Origin of the sequence: Rhizobium sp. PP-F2F-G48, assembly GCF_004342335.1 — a bacterium.
Classification (GTDB): domain Bacteria; phylum Pseudomonadota; class Alphaproteobacteria; order Rhizobiales; family Rhizobiaceae; genus Ferranicluibacter.
The window spans coordinates 273,799-290,678 of the sequence record NZ_SLVH01000003.1 but is presented as its reverse complement, the minus strand read 5'-3'; the positions used below and the strand labels follow the sequence as shown (position 1 = coordinate 290,678).

General features: G+C 64.7%; 16 protein-coding genes. 6 read left to right on the top strand and 10 right to left on the bottom strand.

The window, feature by feature from the left end:
- The first annotated feature begins 184 nt into the window (after positions 1–184).
- Positions 185–1,186: an MBL fold metallo-hydrolase gene (locus C8J36_RS09270; protein WP_132534320.1), complete on the top strand. Its 1,002-nt coding sequence runs from the start codon at positions 185–187 to the stop codon at positions 1,184–1,186.
- Between the two features lie 40 nt (positions 1,187–1,226).
- Here C8J36_RS09270 and C8J36_RS09265 read toward each other — a convergent pair whose 3' ends face one another.
- Positions 1,227–1,535: an ATPase inhibitor subunit zeta gene (locus C8J36_RS09265; protein WP_132534318.1), complete on the bottom strand. Its 309-nt coding sequence runs from the start codon at positions 1,533–1,535 to the stop codon at positions 1,227–1,229.
- Between the two features lie 332 nt (positions 1,536–1,867).
- Here C8J36_RS09265 and guaB point away from each other — a divergent pair, with 332 nt between their 5' ends.
- From guaB to C8J36_RS09250, 3 genes are all read left to right on the top strand, one after another.
- Entirely contained in the window at positions 1,868–3,364 is a 1,497-nt protein-coding gene (gene guaB / locus C8J36_RS09260; protein ID WP_062594521.1) for an IMP dehydrogenase, read from the top strand.
- Between the two features lie 88 nt (positions 3,365–3,452).
- On the top strand, positions 3,453–3,863 hold the full coding sequence (locus C8J36_RS09255) for an MAPEG family protein (protein ID WP_132534316.1): 411 nt from the start codon (positions 3,453–3,455) through the stop codon (positions 3,861–3,863).
- Positions 3,864–4,008: 145 nt separating this feature from the next.
- Positions 4,009–4,791 carry a 3-hydroxybutyrate dehydrogenase gene (locus C8J36_RS09250; RefSeq protein WP_132534314.1) on the top strand — a complete coding sequence of 261 codons (783 nt, stop codon included), beginning with the start codon at positions 4,009–4,011 and terminating at the stop codon, positions 4,789–4,791.
- Here the strand turns inward: C8J36_RS09250 and C8J36_RS09245 are convergent.
- The gene (locus C8J36_RS09245; RefSeq protein WP_132534313.1) at positions 4,766–5,704 is read right to left on the bottom strand and encodes a hydrogen peroxide-inducible genes activator; all 939 of its coding nucleotides are present in this window, start codon (positions 5,702–5,704) and stop codon (positions 4,766–4,768) included. The two genes, C8J36_RS09250 and C8J36_RS09245, sit on opposite strands and share 26 nt — an antisense overlap.
- A 299-nt stretch (positions 5,705–6,003) precedes the next feature.
- Between C8J36_RS09245 and katA the strand changes: the two genes are divergently transcribed.
- Positions 6,004–7,500 (top strand): catalase KatA, encoded by a 1,497-nt coding sequence (gene katA / locus C8J36_RS09240; RefSeq protein ID WP_132534311.1) that lies wholly within the window; start codon positions 6,004–6,006, stop codon positions 7,498–7,500.
- 195 nt (positions 7,501–7,695) lie between these two features.
- Here the strand turns inward: katA and C8J36_RS09235 are convergent, their stop codons facing one another.
- Positions 7,696–8,646 (bottom strand): LysR substrate-binding domain-containing protein, encoded by a 951-nt coding sequence (locus C8J36_RS09235; protein ID WP_062594525.1) that lies wholly within the window; start codon positions 8,644–8,646, stop codon positions 7,696–7,698.
- Positions 8,647–8,840: 194 nt separating this feature from the next.
- On the opposite strand from C8J36_RS09235, the gene C8J36_RS09230 reads away from it, so the two are divergent.
- Positions 8,841–9,131 carry a DUF1127 domain-containing protein gene (locus C8J36_RS09230; RefSeq protein ID WP_062594526.1) on the top strand — a complete coding sequence of 97 codons (291 nt, stop codon included), beginning with the start codon at positions 8,841–8,843 and terminating at the stop codon, positions 9,129–9,131.
- 217 nt (positions 9,132–9,348) lie between these two features.
- Here the strand turns inward: C8J36_RS09230 and C8J36_RS09225 are convergent, their stop codons facing one another.
- From C8J36_RS09225 to C8J36_RS09195, 7 genes are all read right to left on the bottom strand, one after another.
- Complete coding sequence (locus C8J36_RS09225) at positions 9,349–10,170, bottom strand: DUF937 domain-containing protein (protein ID WP_062594527.1); 822 nt, start codon at positions 10,168–10,170, stop codon at positions 9,349–9,351.
- 115 nt (positions 10,171–10,285) lie between these two features.
- The gene (locus C8J36_RS09220) at positions 10,286–11,659 is read right to left on the bottom strand and encodes a glutamate--cysteine ligase (protein WP_132534309.1); all 1,374 of its coding nucleotides are present in this window, start codon (positions 11,657–11,659) and stop codon (positions 10,286–10,288) included.
- Positions 11,660–11,804: 145 nt separating this feature from the next.
- Complete coding sequence (locus C8J36_RS09215; RefSeq protein ID WP_132534308.1) at positions 11,805–12,542, bottom strand: 16S rRNA (uracil(1498)-N(3))-methyltransferase; 738 nt, start codon at positions 12,540–12,542, stop codon at positions 11,805–11,807.
- Positions 12,543–12,551: 9 nt separating this feature from the next.
- Positions 12,552–14,057, bottom strand: a complete 1,506-nt coding sequence (locus C8J36_RS09210; RefSeq protein ID WP_132534940.1) for an inorganic phosphate transporter — start codon at positions 14,055–14,057, stop codon at positions 12,552–12,554.
- A 224-nt stretch (positions 14,058–14,281) separates the two neighbouring features.
- Positions 14,282–14,758, bottom strand: coding sequence for an NUDIX hydrolase (locus tag C8J36_RS09205; RefSeq protein WP_062594899.1), 477 nt, complete (start codon positions 14,756–14,758; stop codon positions 14,282–14,284).
- Between the two features lie 335 nt (positions 14,759–15,093).
- Positions 15,094–15,879: a FadR/GntR family transcriptional regulator gene (locus C8J36_RS09200; RefSeq protein ID WP_245506509.1), complete on the bottom strand. Its 786-nt coding sequence runs from the start codon at positions 15,877–15,879 to the stop codon at positions 15,094–15,096.
- Between the two features lie 128 nt (positions 15,880–16,007).
- Entirely contained in the window at positions 16,008–16,706 is a 699-nt protein-coding gene (locus tag C8J36_RS09195; protein WP_132534304.1) for a L,D-transpeptidase, read from the bottom strand.
- Positions 16,707–16,880 lie beyond the last annotated feature (174 nt).

Below are 16,880 nucleotides of genomic sequence, written 5' to 3'. Positions count from 1 at the left end.
GAAAGTCCCGTGTCCCGTCTCACGCAACAGTCAATTTCCTGTGAAGGGTGCGCGCCTCGTCTGTCAAGGCATCGATCTCGCGCTACCTCAGGGCCTCTTGCCGGCGCTCCCGCTTGCGACCCTGGGCCTCTGGGCTGCAGTTTCGAAGATACTTCGAAGACACCAAGACACAAGGAAACGATCGATGCACGGATTCACTCTCGGCCGACGCGCCCTCTTCGCCGCGACAGCGCTTGGCGCGCTGGCAGCGCCCCTGATCATGAAGCGCGCCGCGTTTGCGCAGGGTGCAGCGGGTGCGGCCGGGAAGGAAACCCCCAAAGCCTCGACCGGCGGCAAGAGCGCCAGCGTCAAGCTCGGCGATGTCACCGTCACCGTCGTCAGCGACGGTCTGCGGATCGCCGACAAGCCGAACGAAACCTTCGGGACCGACCAGCCGCCCGAGGCCGTCAAAGCGCTCCTTGAGAAAAACTTCCTGCCGACCGATCGTTTCGCCAATGGCTTTTCACCGGTCGTCGTCGATACGGGGTCGGAGGTCGTGCTGTTCGATACGGGCAATGGCGAGGCGGGTCGTCCGGCCGGCACCGGCTATTTGCTCGAAGGCCTGCGGGCCGCAGGCTATCCGCCCGAAAGCATCACGCTCGTGGTGCTCACGCATATGCATGGCGATCACATCAATGGCCTCATGGAAGGCGGCAAGCCGGCCTTCCCCAATGCGCGCTATGTCATGGGCGAGACGGAACTCGCCTTCTGGAAGGATCCGGCACGGATAGGAACTCCCGCCGAGGGCGGCCACAAGGCCGTGCTGAAGAACGTCGTGCCGCTGGTCGAAAAAGCGAAGCTTATCGGCGACGGGGCCGATGTCGCGTCCGGCATCATGGCGATGGCCGCATTCGGTCATTCGCCCGGCCACATGGTGTTCCGCATCTCCTCGCAGGGCAAGGATCTCATGCTCACGGCCGATACCGCCAACCACTATGTCTTCTCCCTCCAGCAGCCGGATTGGCAGGTGAAGTTCGATATGGACAAGGAAAAGGCCGCGGCGTCGCGCCGGAAGGTGTTCGATATGATCGCCACCGAACGGCTGCCCTTCATCGGCTACCACATGCCGTTTCCGGCCGTCGGCTATGTCGAGAAGCAGGATGCCGGCTACCGCTTCGTGCCGGCATCGTATCAGCTCTATCTCTGAGACGGATCGTGTTGCCTGCGCCGGATGGCGCGGGCGACACTCAGGCTGCGTACATCTCGTCGCGCAGCGCGCGGAGCATGGTCGTCATGCGGTCGCGAATGTCGTCTTCGAGAAAGATGACGCCGGCGGCTTCGAAATCGCTGTGCAGCCGGTCGATCACGCCGTCCGGATGGGTGACGCCGGCATCCACGATGTCGCGCGCATAGGATTCGGCATCCGGCCGGTCGATCAGGGCCGCGGCCCAGAGGCCGATCAGCGCATTGCGGCGCGCCTCCGCGCGAAAGGTCAGTTCCTCCTGGCGGACGAACCGCGTTTCCTCGGCTTGGGCGTTTTTGCGCAGTGCGGTCATGGTTTCGGTCCCTGTTCTCTCGGTTTCTGCCTGTATCGCCGGTCGCTCTTCTTCCGGAGCCCCGTGAGAAGCGGTTGTAGCGGACGTCGCTTAATTCCGTTCGAAAAGGAACGCCTAATAAAACCTAAAAACGCGGTCCCACGCGGTTCCCGTGGGACGGCTGCGGTCGGCCGGCTTTTTCTGTTCCCATCCCGTCACATCCGTGTTACGTGCCCTCGCCAACTTCCATGAAACACTTGCCGCCATTCCCCTCCCAGGATGTCCGGCAGGCGACGCTCCCGCCGGAACCCCGTCCGTCCGGGCGCCTTGCACATTTTTAAAGGAATTGGCCCATGGCGCGCATTATCGAAACGGCTACCGGTCTGGAGGCTCTGACCTTCGACGACGTCCTCCTGCAGCCCGGTCACTCCGAGGTCATGCCGGGCCAGACCAACATCGCCACCCGCATCGCCCAGGATATCGAGCTCAACCTGCCGATCCTCTCGTCTGCCATGGATACGGTCACGGAAGGCCGTCTCGCCATCGCCATGGCCCAGGCCGGCGGCATCGGCGTCATCCACCGCAATCTCTCCCCGGTCGAACAGGCCGAGCAGGTCCGCCAGGTCAAGAAGTTCGAAAGCGGCATGGTCGTCAACCCCGTGACGATCGGTCCGGACGCGACGCTGGCCGATGCGCTCGGCCTTATGAAGACCTATGGCATTTCGGGCATTCCGGTGGTCGAGAATGCCGGCAACGGCAAGACGCCCGGCCGCCTCGTCGGCATCGTCACCAACCGCGACGTCCGCTTCGCCTCCGATCCCAGCCAGCGCATCTACGAACTCATGACGCGCGAAAACCTGATCACGGTGAAGGAAAACGTCGATCAGCAGGAGGCCAAGCGCCTGCTGCACACGCACCGCATCGAGAAGCTGCTGGTGGTGGATGGCGACGGCCGCTGCGTCGGCCTGATCACGGTCAAGGACATCGAGAAGTCGCAGCTGAACCCCAATGCCTCCAAGGATGCGCAGGGTCGTCTGCGCGCCGCGGCCGCCATCTCGGTCGGCGATGACGGCATCGAGCGTGCCGAGCGCCTGATCGACGCGGGCATCGACCTCATCGTCATCGACACGGCGCATGGCCACTCCCAGCGCGTTCTCGACGCCGTCACCCGCGTCAAGACCATGTCGAATTCGGTGCGCATCATGGCCGGCAACGTCGCGACCGCCGAGGGCACCAGGGCGCTGATCGACGCGGGCGCCGATGCCGTCAAGGTCGGTATCGGTCCGGGCTCCATCTGCACCACGCGCATCGTCGCCGGCGTCGGCGTGCCGCAGCTGGCGGCCATCATGTCGGCCGTCGAGGCCGCGCGCGCCGCCGATATCCCCGTCATCGCCGATGGCGGCATCAAGTTCTCGGGCGACCTTGCGAAAGCCATCGCGGCCGGCGCCTCCGCCGTCATGATCGGCTCGCTGCTCGCCGGCACGGACGAAAGCCCGGGCGAGGTGTTCCTGCATCAGGGTCGTTCCTTCAAGGCCTATCGCGGCATGGGCTCGGTCGGCGCCATGGCGCGCGGCTCGGCGGATCGCTACTTCCAGGCGGAAGTGCGCGACACGCTGAAGCTCGTGCCGGAAGGCATCGAGGGTCAGGTGCCGTACAAGGGTCCGGTCTCCGGCGTCCTCCACCAGCTGGCCGGCGGTCTGAAAGCCTCCATGGGCTATGTCGGCGGCAAGACGCTGAAAGATTTCCAGGAGCGGGCCACCTTCGTGCGCATCTCCGGTGCCGGCCTGCGCGAAAGCCACGCCCACGACGTCACGATCACGCGCGAAAGCCCGAACTACCCGGGGGCGTGATCGCGGATCGGACCAAAATCGATCGGAACGAAGCGTTCAAGAGAGTCGCCATCCGCCGCGCGGCTCTCTTGTCTTTTGGTGAGGACGCATGACCCAGACCGCCATCATCTGGCCCGTGATCGCACAGGTCCTGCTCGTCACCATCGTCTATGGCGTGATGGGGAAACGGCGGTTCGGCGCCGTGCGGCAGGGAACGGCCCGCGCGCGCGACTTTCTCATCCCCTCGGTCGAACCGGAGGCGAGCGCCACCGTAGCCCGCAACCTGACCAACCAGTTCGAGCTTCCCGTCCTTTTCTACACGGTCTGCACGCTGCTGGCCGTCACCGACGGCGTCTCGATCCTGACGGTCTCTGCGGCCTGGCTCTTCGTTCTCTCCCGCTATGGTCATGCCTTCGTGCATATGACCTCCAACCGGCTGATGCTGCGTCACCGGCTGTTCGTCGCCGGCTTCTTCATCAATGCGCTGCTCTGGCTGCTGCTCGCCCTCCATATTCTCTGATCGGCAGCCCAAGATTTCGACGCCGGCCGGCTTTACCGCGGACGCGAAGCGGTTATCGTCCGCACAGTTGCCGCCAAGACCCGAGACACGCCAGGCGAAGACACGCCAGCCTGAGACCCGCCAGCCTGACACAACGGAGAGCATCATGAAACTGAAAGACAAGGTCTGCCTCGTCACCGGCGCTGCCAGCGGCATCGGCCGGGCGATTGCCGCTAGCTATGTTGCCGAAGGCGCGCGCGTCGCCATCGCCGACCTCAAGCTGGACGCCTCGCAAGCCACGGCCGCGGACCTCACCGCCGCCGGTCCCGGCGAAGCCCTCGGCCTTGCGATGGACGTGACCTCCGAGGATGCGGTCAATGCGGGTGTCGCAGCCGTCGTGGAAAAATGGGGCCGCGTCGATGTGCTCGTCTCCAATGCCGGCGTCCAGATCGTCCACAAGATCGAAGACTTTCCCTTCGAGGACTGGAAGAAGATGCTGTCGATCCATCTCGACGGCGCGTTCCTCACCACCAAGGCCTGCATGCCGCACATGAAACGCCAGGGCGGCGGCGCGCTGATCTATATGGGCTCGGTCCACTCCCACGAGGCCTCGCCGCTGAAATCCGCTTACGTCACGGCCAAACATGGCCTTCTCGGCCTTGCCCGCGTCGCGGCCAAGGAAGGCGGCCCGCATGGCGTGCGCTCCAACGTCATCTGCCCCGGCTTCGTCAAGACGCCGCTCGTGGAAAAGCAGATCCCCGAACAGGCAAAGGCGCTGGGCATTTCGGAGGACGAGGTGGTCAAGCGCGTCATGCTGGGCGGCACGGTCGACACCGAGTTCACCACCATCGAGGACGTCGCGAACGTCGCGCTGTTTCTCGCCGGCTTCGAGACCAATGCCCTGACCGGCCAGTCGCTGATGGTCAGCCACGGATGGGCGATGCGGTAGCCACGCTATCGGTTTCCGCGAGCAATTTTGCCGAGGCGTCGATGACGACCTCGGCAAGCGCCCGGTGATCCGCCGTCCGGCGCGACCGTCCCCGCCAGACGAGCCCGATCTGCCGCGAAGGCTGCGGATCGGCAAAAGGCACGATTCGCATGCGGCTGCGGCCGCGCTCCTCCTTCACGGCGATTTCGGGAATGAGCGTGATGCCCATGCCGTGGCTCACCATCTGCAGAAGCGTCGCCATGGAGGTCGCGCCATAATTGGCGACGCGGCGCCCGGCAGACGCGCCGCAGACGGCGAGCGCCTGATCGCGCAGGCAGTGGCCCTCCTCGAGCAGCAGCAACCGGTCGACATCCACCTGCGCCTCCGTCATCGGCGACATCAGCACGGTGCTTTCGTCCTCGGCCATCGCGATCAGGAATCGGTCCTGAAACAGCGGCAGAACCTCCAGCGTTTCCTCGCTCTGCGGCAGCGCCACGATGGCGCAGTCGAGCCGCCCGGCCTTCACGTCCTCGACGCAGCCCGAGGTCAGAAGCTCCCGCAGCTCGATCTCCAGCTTGGGAAACCGCGCGCGCAGCATCGGAATGAGCACCGGCACCAGATAGGGCGCCACCGTGGGGATGACGCCCAGCCGCAGCCGGCCCTCGAGAATGCCGGTGACCTGCCGGGCCCGATCGTAGAGCGCATCGACCGCCTGCAGGATCGCCCGCACCTCCGGCAGCAGGGCCTCGCCCTGCCGCGTCAGAAGCGCCCCGGCGCGATTGCGCTCGAACAGGGCGACGCCAAGATCCTTCTCCATTTCGGCGATCTGCGCGGAGAGCGCCGGCTGGCTGACCTTGACCATCTCCGCCGCCCGGCCGAAATGGCGCGTGGTGGCGAGGGCATCGAAATAGCGCATCTGTCGAATGGTGAGCATGATCGGTTTTTCCTATCGAACATCACAAGAAATACAATTGGAAATTATCGATGGGGAGTGCGAAAAGAGGTCGGACGCGCGTATTTCACCTGTGTCGCATTTTCGGCATGATGGACGTGGAAGATGCGCGGAGGCCCCGAGGCCTGGATAGGCCCTTGCGGCCTTGCAAGCGGAATTGGGTGGGCGGGATCTCGATGGAGAGACATGCGCACCGAACGTGCCGGAGCGCATAAGCGCGCCCGGCAATGAACAAGCGGACCGGCATGGCCGGAACCGACAAGGTGAGACAGGAGGACGAAATGACTGATCGCCCGACAATGACGACGACCGCCGGCGCGCCCGTGCCGGACAACCAGAACTCGCTGACGGCCGGCCCCAAGGGCGGCATCATGCTGCAGGATTACCAGCTGATCGAAAAGCTGGCCCACCAGAACCGCGAGCGCATCCCGGAACGCGCCGTCCACGCCAAGGGCTGGGGTGCTTTTGGCACGCTGAAAATCACCGGCGACATTTCCAAATACACCAAGGCCGCCGTTCTGCAGCCGGGTGCGGAAACGCCGATGCTCGCCCGCTTCTCCACCGTTGCCGGTGAGCAGGGGGCAGCCGATGCCGAGCGCGACGTGCGCGGCTTCGCGCTGAAGTTCTACACCTCCGAAGGCAACTGGGACCTCGTCGGCAACAACACGCCCGTGTTCTTCGTCCGCGACCCCTACAAGTTCCCGGACTTCATCCACACGCAGAAGCGCCACCCGAAGACCAACCTGCGGTCGGCAACCGCCATGTGGGACTTCTGGTCGCTCTCGCCGGAAAGCCTGCACCAGGTCACCATCCTGATGTCCGACCGCGGCTGTCCGACGTCGCCGCTGCACATGAACGGCTACGGCTCGCACACCTTCTCGTTCTGGAACGATGCCGGCGAGCGCTACTGGGTAAAATTCCACTTCAAGACCCAGCACGGCCACAAGTTCTACACCAACGAAGAGTCCGAACAGGTCATCGGCAAGACGCGCGAATCCTACCAGGAAGCGCTGTTCGGCTCGATCGAGGAAGGCAATTATCCGCGCTGGACCGTCCAGGTGCAGATTATGCCGGAACTGGATGCCGAGAAGACCTCCTACAACCCGTTCGACCTCACCAAGGTCTGGCCGCATAGCGAATATCCGCCGATCGAGATCGGCACGATGGAGCTGAACCGCAATCCGGAAAACTATTTCGCGGAAGTCGAGAACGCCGCGTTCTCGCCGTCGAACATCGTTCCCGGCATCGCGTTCTCGCCGGACAAGATGCTGCAGGCCCGCGTGTTCTCCTATGCCGATGCGCACCGTCATCGCCTCGGCACGCATTACGAACACATCCCGGTCAACCAGCCGAAGAACCCGGTCCATCACTATCATCGCGATGGCCAGATGAACACGTTCGGCGGCATTCGCACCGGTAACCCGGATGCCTATTACGAGCCCAACTCGTTCAACGGCCCGGTCGAGCAGCCCGCAGCCCTCGAGCCGCCGCTGCGGATCGATGGCGACATGGCTCGCTTCAACCATCGCGACGGCAACAACGACTACGTCCAGGTGACGGCGCTGTTCAACCTGTTCGATGCCGACCAGAAGGCGCGCCTGTTCTCCAACATCGCAGCCGCGATGGGCGGCGTCCCCGGCGAGATCGTCGAGCGCCAGCTTGCCCACTTCAAGCTGGTTCATCCCGACTACGAAGCCGGCGTCCGCGCCGCGCTGAACAAGGCGCACGGCTACCAGGCCGACACCATCAGCGCCGACCAGCCCGCCGCCGCCGAATAATCGACGTCAGGCATCGAGATGTGAAGAAACCGGGAGCAGCGATGCTTCCGGTTTTTTTGCCTCTGGGGGAGGGTGCTTTTTTCGCCGGGACCTCGGACTTCCTCAGGAATGCCCCTCAGCCGCGCTCTTCACGCGATCGAAAAACGCGTTCAGCGACACCCAAACCCGTAAGGTGAGGGATCGAGCGAAGTTAGCCTACCACCCCGCCAGCAACTGCCCCTGTCTCTGCCGCGCGAGGCGCGAGAGACCCTTGAGGTCGCCATCGATATCGTCGCCCGCGACCTGCGGCGTGATGTTGTCGAGGCAGGCGGTGATGTGGTTGCTGATGGCGGTGGAGAGCGAGGGGGAAAGGCCCGGCCGCTTCATAATGCCGATCTGCACGGGGGCGAGCGCGGGAAAGCCGTCGGCCTGGGTCAGCACCTTCATGCCGCTGCGCAGCGCCGATTCCGGCAGCACGGACACCGCCATGCCGGCGAGCACGGCGGCCGCAACCACCGTCGAGGACCAGCTGGTGAAAAGAATGTTGTAGTCCTTGCCCGTCGCATCTAGCGCCGAGCAGGCGGCCTGCCGCCACTGGCAATCGCGCTTGCCGACGGCGAGCGGTACGGGGGCATTCTCGGGCAGGGGATGGTTGATGGAGCTGACCCAGCAGAGCGGCTCCGTCCGCACGACATCCGAGGCGCGCGCGCGCGGATTGTGGGTGACGAGCGCGATATCGAGTTCGCCGCGCGCCATCTTCTCCGCAAGGTCCACCGAGGGTTCGCAGACGATGAACAGCTCGACATTCGGATGGGTCTTGGCAAACCGGACGATGATCTCCGGCATATAGCGGTCGGCATAGTCGTCGGGCGTGCCGATGCGCAGCGTTCCCTCCAGCCGGTTGTCGTCGAAGGCGGCGACCGCCTCGTTGTTGAGGCGAATCATGCGGCGCGCATAGTTGAGCAGCTTCTCGCCTTCGGTCGTCAGCCGGTTGCCGCGACCGTCCTTGGCAAACAGCGCCTTGCCGATTCGCTCCTCCAGCCGCCGCATCTGCATCGACACAGCCGATTGCGTCTTGAACACCCGCTCGGCGGCACGGGTAAAGCTCCCCGTATCGGCAATCGCGACGAAAGTCTGGAGCTGGTCGAGGTCGAGGGGAGAGGCCATCGGGGTGCCTATAAGTTTGTTTGATCAATACCATTAGAAACATTCGTTGGACTGATCAATATCGATTTGCGACTGTCGGGCTGCAAACAACGTCTTCCCAACCTCCGCTGCGCCAATGCCTCGGTCAAACCCCGCCCAACCTGCGCCCACTGGGCGTGGGATGTCCGACCCGTGCCTTTTCAGGAGCTAAGCCCATGCGCACGCCCGATACCGCCCTTGATGTCACCTTCGCCGGCAAACCGGCAGCACTGCGCCTGATCGCGCGGGTCCAGGGTCTCGTGATGGTATGGCGCCTCCTGAACAACCGTCGCGCCGCGGGCCATCTGCATGATCTGGACGACCGGCAGCTCGCCGATATCGGCCTCAGCCGCACCGATGTGCGCGACGCCACGACGTCGCCCTTCTTCGAGGATCCGAGCCGGCACCTGACGCGCGCCGCGCGCGAGCGCGCCAATCGCTATTACCGGGATGCCCGCAGCCGCTGACATCCGATGCCGCCGCTTTCCGCCTCGATATCTCGGAAAGCGGGGCAATTCCCTTGGCGTTCCCAGGCTCTCCCCGGGCCTGCGACGCCCGGATGGTGCGACCGCTCGCATCATCCGCGTTCCCCGCAGGGTCATAGCCAACGACCCTGCCGCTTGCCCGGCGCTCCGATTCGTTCGGCGCCGGGCTTTTTTCTGCGTTTTATGAGGGGGCGCCCTCTCAGCCCTTGGGCTGGAACTGTGCGAAAAGCCCGTCGATGGCCTTCTGATATTCCTTCTGCGCCTCGATGCCGCTGTCGAACATGGTGTTGAACATATCGACGACCGGCGCTTTCGGCGCCGGCGGGGCTTCGGCGGGCTTGGCTTGCGGCGAGCCCATGGCCATCATGTCCTGAAAGGCCTTCATGAAGGGATTGCCGGCAAACATGTCCGGTGCGGCCTGCGGCTTCTCCGGGGTTTTCGGCGGGGTGAAGAGGGCCTGCATGGTCTGCGTGAACGGGTTGTCGAAGGGGTTCGGCATGGCCGGCGGCTCCTTCTTGCGGGCAAGGCCGACGGCTTCCAGCCAGGTCTGCATCGCCGGGCCGAACGGATTGTCCGCAAAAGACGGCGGTGCGTGCATCTGGCCGGTCGCCTGCTTGAACAGCCCGCCCATGATGGCGCTTGCCACCACCGGCAGCATCTGCCGGTAGATGTCCTGCCCGATCCCCGTCAACTGCGCGGCCTGCGCCGCCACCGCGCCCGACATGTCGCGCGACCCGAAGATCTGCCCGAGGGCCGCCTGACCGTCGGCGAGCCCCTGCGGGGTGAAGGCCTTGGTCATGTCCTCGAAATATTTGGCATAGCCGCCGCTGCTCATCGACGCGAGAAACGTGCCGAAATCGTAAGGGTTGGCCGCATTGGTCTTCAGCCCGGCCGAAAAGGCCGGCATGAGGGCGGCCGTGGCCTTCGCCATCTGCTCCTGCGCCAGCCCGAACTGCTGTGCCATCACATCCATGGCGCGGCCGTTCTGTGCCTGCATCATCATGTCGAATAGGGGCATCATCGTCTTATCCTTGTTGCAGACAGCACGTCAGGCTGCACTATAACGGGAAAAAGACGTTGGCATATCGCTTTTTAGCGCGTGTCACCGGGGAGACGCACCTCTGAACGAGGACGCCTCAATAGGCATAGTCCTTGAAGACCGGCTCGACCGAGCCGTTCCAGCGGCCCTTGTAAAGCGACAGCATTTCCTGTGCCAGCGTCGTACCGCGGGCAACCACCTCGTCGAGCGGCGCAAGGAAGTGGCTTTCGTCGACGCCGTCGCCGTTCAGCCGGTTGCGCGCCTTCAGGCCGGCGCGCGAGATTGCGAGCACGTCGCGGGCGACCTCGCCGAGCTTGCGGCCACGAACCGTGGCATCCAGCCCTTCGGCCGGCACCCCATCGCGCAGCGCGATCACGTCCTCATAGGTCCAGTCGCGCACCAGTTCGGCAGCGCTCGCCAGCGCGGCATCGTCGTAGAGCAGGCCGACCCAGAAGGCCGGCAGGGCACAGATGCGCCGCCAGGGTCCACCGTCCGCGCCGCGCATTTCGAGAAACCGCTTCAGCCGCACATCGGGAAACAGCGTCGAGAGATGGTTGGTCCAGTCGCCCATGTTCGGCTCCCAGTCAGCCAGCGTGCCCTTCAGCGCGCCGCCCATGAACTGGCGGAAGGTCACATGCGTGCAGTCGTGGTAGCGCCCGTCGCGCACCACGAAATACATCGGCGCATCCAGCGCCCATTCCACATATTGCTCGAAGCGGAAATGGCCGGTCAGCGCTTCGGGCAACACGCCGGCGCGCTGGTTGTCGGTGTCGCGCCAGATCTCGCCGCGCCAGGACTGCAGCCCGTTCGGCTTGCCCTCGGTAAACGGCGAGCTTGCAAAGAGCGCGGTCGCCAGCGGCTGCAGCTTCAGCGAGACCTGCATCTTCGCCGCCATGTCGGCTTCCGACGAAAAGTCGAGGTTCACCTGGATCGTGCAGGTGCGGTACATCATGTCGAGGCCCTGGCTGCCGACCTTCGGCATGTAGCGGGTCATGATGTCGTAGCGCGACTTCGGCATGCGGGGGGTTTCGGCCAGCGTCCATTTCGGGCTGCCGCCGATGCCGAGGAAACGGATGCCGAGCGGCTCGGCGATGTCGCGCAGCACAGCCAGATGCGTGTTGGATTCCTTGCAGGTCTCGTGCAGCGTCTCGACCGGCGCGCCCGACAGCTCGAACTGCCCGCCCGGCTCGAGCGAAATCGCGCCGCGGCCCGTGGGCTCGACCAGGCCGATCAGATGCCCGGCATCGATGATCGGCTCCCAGCCGGTCTTCTGCTGCATGCCTTCCAGAAGTTTCAGGATTCCGGCATCGCCCGCATAGGGCACGGGGCTGTTGTCGGCGGTGTAGAACACGAATTTTTCGTGCTCCGTGCCGATGCGGAAGGCCTCTTTCGGCTTGTTGCCGTCCGCCAGATATTCGGTCAACTCGGAAACGGAAGTCACCGGGGTCTGGTCGGTGGTGTCGCGGGCCATGGGCATCGTCTCGATAACGGAGAAACCCGGCCGTCGAGCAGGGCATGAGATCAGCTGATATGAGGCTGATTGAACCGCTTTCAGATGCGGTGCAAGCAAAAATATTTCAACCTATGTTCCAAAATTTCGTGGCCGCTGTGGCCTTTCAGCGCCAGTCGCCCAGCGTCGCCTGGATGATCGCCATGGCGGCGACGGCGGCCGTGTCGGCGCGCAGGATGCGCGGCCCGAGCGGGATGGCCGTCACGATGTCGAGACCCCGCAGGCGAGCCCGCTCCGCGTCCGAGAAACCGCCCTCCGGCCCGACCAGCAGCGCATAGCGGGCGTCGGTCAGCCCCTGCAGCACGGGCAGCGGATTGTCGCCCGCATCCCCCTCGTCGCAGAAGAGGATGCGCCGGTCGCCCGGCCAGGCGTCCAGCAGGCCTTCCAGCCGCACCGGCTCGCGCACCTCGGGCACCGCCAGCACGCCGCATTGCTCGGCCGCCTCGATCACATTGGCCTGCAGCCGCTCGAGGCTGGAGATGCGCCCCTGCACATGCTGCGTCATCACCGGCTGCAAGAGCCCCGCGCCCATCTCCACCGCCTTCTGCACGAGATAGTCGAGCCTGCCCACCTTCAGCGGGGCAAAGAGATAATGGAGATCGGGCAGGGGGGACTGCGGCCGGGTCTGCTCCTGCGGGATCAGCGCCATTCGCTTGCGGGTCGGCATGGCAATCTCCGCCCGCCATTCGCCGTCGCGCCCGTTGAACAGCAGGAGGTCGCGACCCTCCTCCATGCGCAGCACATTGGCGAGGTAATTGAACTGGTCCTTGGTCGTCTCCACCGCGATGCCGGGTGCAAGATCCGGCGCGACGAACAGGCGCTGCATGCGAAAATTGGCTCTCATGACACGCTTCTACAGAAAGATCGCGGAGAAGAGAATGTAGAGGAGCGCGGAGAGCAGGGCGGAAGCGGGAACCGTGATGATCCAGGCGCCGACGATCGTCAGGAAATGCGAACGCCGCACGAGCTGCCGCCGCCGCGTCTCGTCCGCACCATGCTCGGCCCGCAGCTGGAAGTCCGACTGGCCGGTCTTCCGCCGGACATAGTCCAGCCGCAGCTTGGAATTGCGGGTGTACCATTCGCGGAAGAAGCCGATGCCGAACACGGCGCCGACGGCGATGTGGGTCGTGCTGACCGGCAGGCCGAGGGTCGAGGCGAGGATGACGGTGATGGCGGTGGCGAGCGCCACGCAGAAGGCGCGCACCGGATTGAGCTTGGTGATTTCCTCGCCGACCACGCGGATGAGCTTCGGCCCATAGAGCAGCAGCCCGGCCGAAATGCCGAGCGCGCCGATCAGCAACACCCAGAAGGCGACGGCCGCGGTTTCCCCCGGCACCGACCTGCCGACATTGGCGACGATGGCCGAGAGCGGCCCGACCGCGTTGGAGACGTCGTTGGAGCCGTGCGCGAAGGAGAGCAGGGCGGCCGAGACCACAAGCGGCAGGTGAAACAGCGGCCGAAGCGACTGGTTGCGGTTTTCGAGCCCCACCGCCCGGCGCGCGACCGTGCGGCGTGTGACGAGATAGACGAGCACGCCGGCGGCCAGGCCCGCGCCGAGGCCGTCAACGAGCGTCACCTCATAGACCCGGTCGAGGCCGATCAGCGCGAAATAGACGGTGAAGATGCCGCCCATGAAGGCCAGCAGGATCGGGATCCAGAACACCGCCCCGGCGATCTTGTCTTCCCGGTAGATGATGAACGTCTTGATGAAGAGCAGAAGGCCGGCTGCCACGCCGCCGCCGAGAAAGGGCGACAGCATCCAGCTGAGCGTGATGCCGCCGAGCGAGAGCCATTGCACCGACGAAAATCCGACGGCGGCAACGCCGGCGCCCAGAATGCTGCCGACGATGGCATGCGTGGTGGAAATCGGCGCGCTGCACCAAGTCGCGATGTTGATCCAGACCGCAGCGGAGATCAGCGCCGACATCATGACCCAGACCAGCGTCTGGCTGTCGGTAAAGGCTGCGGCATCGACCAGCCCGCCCTCGATGGTCGAGACCACCCGCCCGCCGGCAAAGAGCGCGCCGGCAATCTCGAAGATCGCGGCGATCACCAGGGCGCCGGTCATGGTCATCGCCCGAGCGCCGACGGCGGCACCCACATTGTTCGTCACGTCGTTCGCGCCGATGTTCATCGCCATGTAGCCGGCAATGGCGGCCGCCGCGATGACGATGATGGCACCGGGCGCCTGCGACACCGCGCTCGCCGCGACGATCATGACGAAGACGAGAAAGATGAAGCCGAGCCCGAGGCCGACCGAGCCCTTCAGGACGAATTGCGACGCCTCCTCGTTCAGCGTCAGCTTGTCGAGGTCCTTGTCGAGTGTCGATTTCTCAAGCGACGGTGCCGTCTTCCCCATCATCAGTCCTCATCGCCCGCCGCCGCCCGATCCCGCGTCGCTCCAGCATTTCCACCTGCATCATCGTTTCGTCCCGAAGTCTAATCCGATCTCGGGGACGACGCAGGAAAGCCGCGCTGTGGCAAGCGCCATCTCTTTCGTTCCGCTATCCGTAGAAAGTAAGGCTCGCGCGACGCTTGCCAACGGCCGGGACGCCGAAACGACGCCGGACACGCTGGGATGCCTTATTGCGCGGCGCTGCGGGCCGCTTCGAGCGGCGGCTGCAGGGTGGCGAGAAGCTGGGTCTGGTAGTCGAGGATGAGCTTGCGCAGGCCCGGTTCCGCGACGCGACCGGCGGCCTCCGTAAAGGTCACCCATTCCAGCGTGCGCGAACCTTTTTCGGGAAAACGCTTCGCCATGTCGAACACCACGACCGGATAGACATGCACGCGGCACTGGATCTTCAGGCCTTTGCTCATGCCCTTCTCGTAGGTGAAGCTGCCGACGGGGTCGGCCGACGGCTCGCCCTTCACGCCGGCCTCTTCCCAGGCCTCGCGCGCCGCAACCTCGTGGGACGCCTTGCCCTCCATCGGCCAGCCCTTCGGAATGACCCAGCGGCCGGTATCCCGGCTCGTGATCAGCAGCATTTCCGGCACAGCACTTTTCTTCCGGAACCGATAGCACAGCGCAGCAAACTGTATGCGCTCGGGTCGGCGGAACATCAGGCGGACTTCGGAAACGATGCTATCGAGTATGGTCAATGATCTGTAGCTCTTTCGTCGGAAGCGGTCTCGTCAGGAATTGCGCTTGCCGAAAACGGCATGTGAGGCCTGCCGGCGCTCGGTCTAACCCTGACGCGGGGAGATTGATCCGGACGCAGGGGGAAATTTCGATTCGCACCCTTCTCGGCACGTCAGAAATACAAATGAACGCGGACGTTGTCACAGTCCATCGCAAACTGGTGCAAATCGATAAGGAACACTATGCCTGCAATCTTGCGCCGACATGGTCGCACACCGGCATCTACTATCACATATGCGACGTCAAATGGCGCATTTCAATCCCGAGGCCTTTCCAGCAGGCGCAGCCTTGAAATTCTCGCCCGATCCTCGGCACGATGCGCATCCAGGCTTGCCGATATCACGAAATCGATATGCTGCTCTGCAGCGCGGCGCGCGCCGGCAGGGTCCGCCGCCAGAATGGCCGCATGGATCGCCTCATGCTGCTCCAGCAGCCGATCGGCGGCTCCGGGGGCCTGGAAAACCGTTGTCCGACTAAAGAAAATATCCTGCTCCAAAAGTCGGTAGCACGACCTGAGCGTGTGTAGCAGAATGACGTTGTGCGCGCTTTCGCCGACCGTCATGTGAAAATCGATATCGGCGCGCAGGCCGCTGTCGCGGTCGTCGGCATCGCGTGCCGCCCGCATGCGCGTCACGATCCGGGTCAGGCTCTCCCGGTCGGCCTCCGTCGCATGGCGCGCGGCGCGCTCGGCGGTCAGGCCTTCGATTTCGCGTCGGTAGTCGAGATAGTCGCGCGCCGCCTTTTCATGGCGCACGATCAGGGCGCGCATGGGCTGCGAAAAGATCTCGCCGATGATATCGGCGACGAAGGTGCCGCCGCCGTGCCGACTGACGAGCAGGCCGCGCGTCTCGAGCGTCTTCAGGGCCTCCCGCAGAATCGGTCGCGAGACGTCGAAGCGGGCGGCAAGGTCGCGCTCGCCCGGCAGCCGGTCGCCGTCGCGCAGCACGCCGTCGAGGATCAGCGTCTCGATGCGCTGGACGATCTCATCGGCCGCCCGGCTCTGGTGGATGGCGGAGAACATTTCGACCGGCTCGTCCGCCACGCGTTTCTCCTCATCGAGCATGTCCAGCCAAAACGTCCCGTTTTAACGTCGGACACGGCGACGGAACAAAACGAAACGGAACCGACCGGCGTCATGCCGGCCGGTCCCGATGATGTCCGGTCGGTCGATCAGCCGCCGAAAATGGTGCGCAGCAGGTCGATGCCGCGGTCGTCGTAGGAGACTTCGCCCTGCTTGTTGCCGGGGCCGACCACGATCACCTTGGCGCCGATCGAGGCGCGGTCGTAGAGATGCTCGACGTCCTGGTTCATCATGCGGATACAGCCGGAGGACATGTTCTGGCCGATGGTCCAGGGCTGGTTGGTGCCGTGAATGCGGAAGCCGCTGTCGTTCCGGCCCTTGTAGAGATAGAGGGCGCGGGCGCCGAGCGGGTTGTTGACGCCGCCTTCCATAAAGGCCGGCAGGATATGGCCGTTCTTGCGCTCGCGGGCGATCATTTCCGCCGGCGGCGTCCAGCCGGGCCATTCGGCCTTGCGCTGCACCTTCACCACGCCCGACCAGCCGAAGCCTTCGCGGCCGACGCCGATGCCGTAGCGGGTCGCCTTGTTGTTGCCTTCGACGTAGTAGAGATATTTGTGGTTGGTATCGACGATGATGGTGCCGGGGGCCTCGTCGGTGCGCAGCCGCACCTTGGTGCGCCAGAATTCGCGCGCCGGCTTGCGCTGCGACGCGGCGACCGTCGTCACGTCGCTCTGCCCGATGGTTGCCGCCGGCCGCTCGATCATCGTTGCCGATGCCGCGCCCGCGCCGCCGAAGAGCAGCGCTGCCGCAAGTGCCGCACCTGCCGCACGTCCCCGTTTCGTCGTCATGAATGTCTCTCCCTCTCAAGCCCGCCGGTCGCGCCGCCAACCCCTCTCGAAGGGCCGGCAGACGCGCAACGCATCGGGGAAACGCTATTCGATCGCACGCATCCCGCAAGATCGGACCGTGCGACATGGATCGAATGTGATCGTCCCCGAGGTCATGTCGAGGACGATTGTTGC

Coding starts and splice junctions, on each gene's coding strand:
- C8J36_RS09250 (WP_132534314.1), top strand. CDS start 4,009: ATGAAACTGAAAGACAAGGTCTGCCTCGTCACCGGCGCTGCCAGCGGC.
- C8J36_RS09220 (WP_132534309.1), bottom strand. CDS start 11,659: ATGGCCCGCGACACCACCGACCAGACCCCGGTGACTTCCGTTTCCGAG.
- C8J36_RS09205 (WP_062594899.1), bottom strand. CDS start 14,758: ATGTTCCGCCGACCCGAGCGCATACAGTTTGCTGCGCTGTGCTATCGG.
- C8J36_RS09255 (WP_132534316.1), top strand. CDS start 3,453: ATGACCCAGACCGCCATCATCTGGCCCGTGATCGCACAGGTCCTGCTC.
- C8J36_RS09225 (WP_062594527.1), bottom strand. CDS start 10,170: ATGATGCCCCTATTCGACATGATGATGCAGGCACAGAACGGCCGCGCC.
- C8J36_RS09230 (WP_062594526.1), top strand. CDS start 8,841: ATGCGCACGCCCGATACCGCCCTTGATGTCACCTTCGCCGGCAAACCG.
- C8J36_RS09235 (WP_062594525.1), bottom strand. CDS start 8,646: ATGGCCTCTCCCCTCGACCTCGACCAGCTCCAGACTTTCGTCGCGATT.
- C8J36_RS09270 (WP_132534320.1), top strand. CDS start 185: ATGCACGGATTCACTCTCGGCCGACGCGCCCTCTTCGCCGCGACAGCG.
- C8J36_RS09195 (WP_132534304.1), bottom strand. CDS start 16,706: ATGACGACGAAACGGGGACGTGCGGCAGGTGCGGCACTTGCGGCAGCG.
- katA (WP_132534311.1), top strand. CDS start 6,004: ATGACTGATCGCCCGACAATGACGACGACCGCCGGCGCGCCCGTGCCG.
- C8J36_RS09265 (WP_132534318.1), bottom strand. CDS start 1,535: ATGACCGCACTGCGCAAAAACGCCCAAGCCGAGGAAACGCGGTTCGTC.
- C8J36_RS09245 (WP_132534313.1), bottom strand. CDS start 5,704: ATGCTCACCATTCGACAGATGCGCTATTTCGATGCCCTCGCCACCACG.
- C8J36_RS09210 (WP_132534940.1), bottom strand. CDS start 14,057: ATGGGGAAGACGGCACCGTCGCTTGAGAAATCGACACTCGACAAGGAC.
- guaB (WP_062594521.1), top strand. CDS start 1,868: ATGGCGCGCATTATCGAAACGGCTACCGGTCTGGAGGCTCTGACCTTC.
- C8J36_RS09215 (WP_132534308.1), bottom strand. CDS start 12,542: ATGAGAGCCAATTTTCGCATGCAGCGCCTGTTCGTCGCGCCGGATCTT.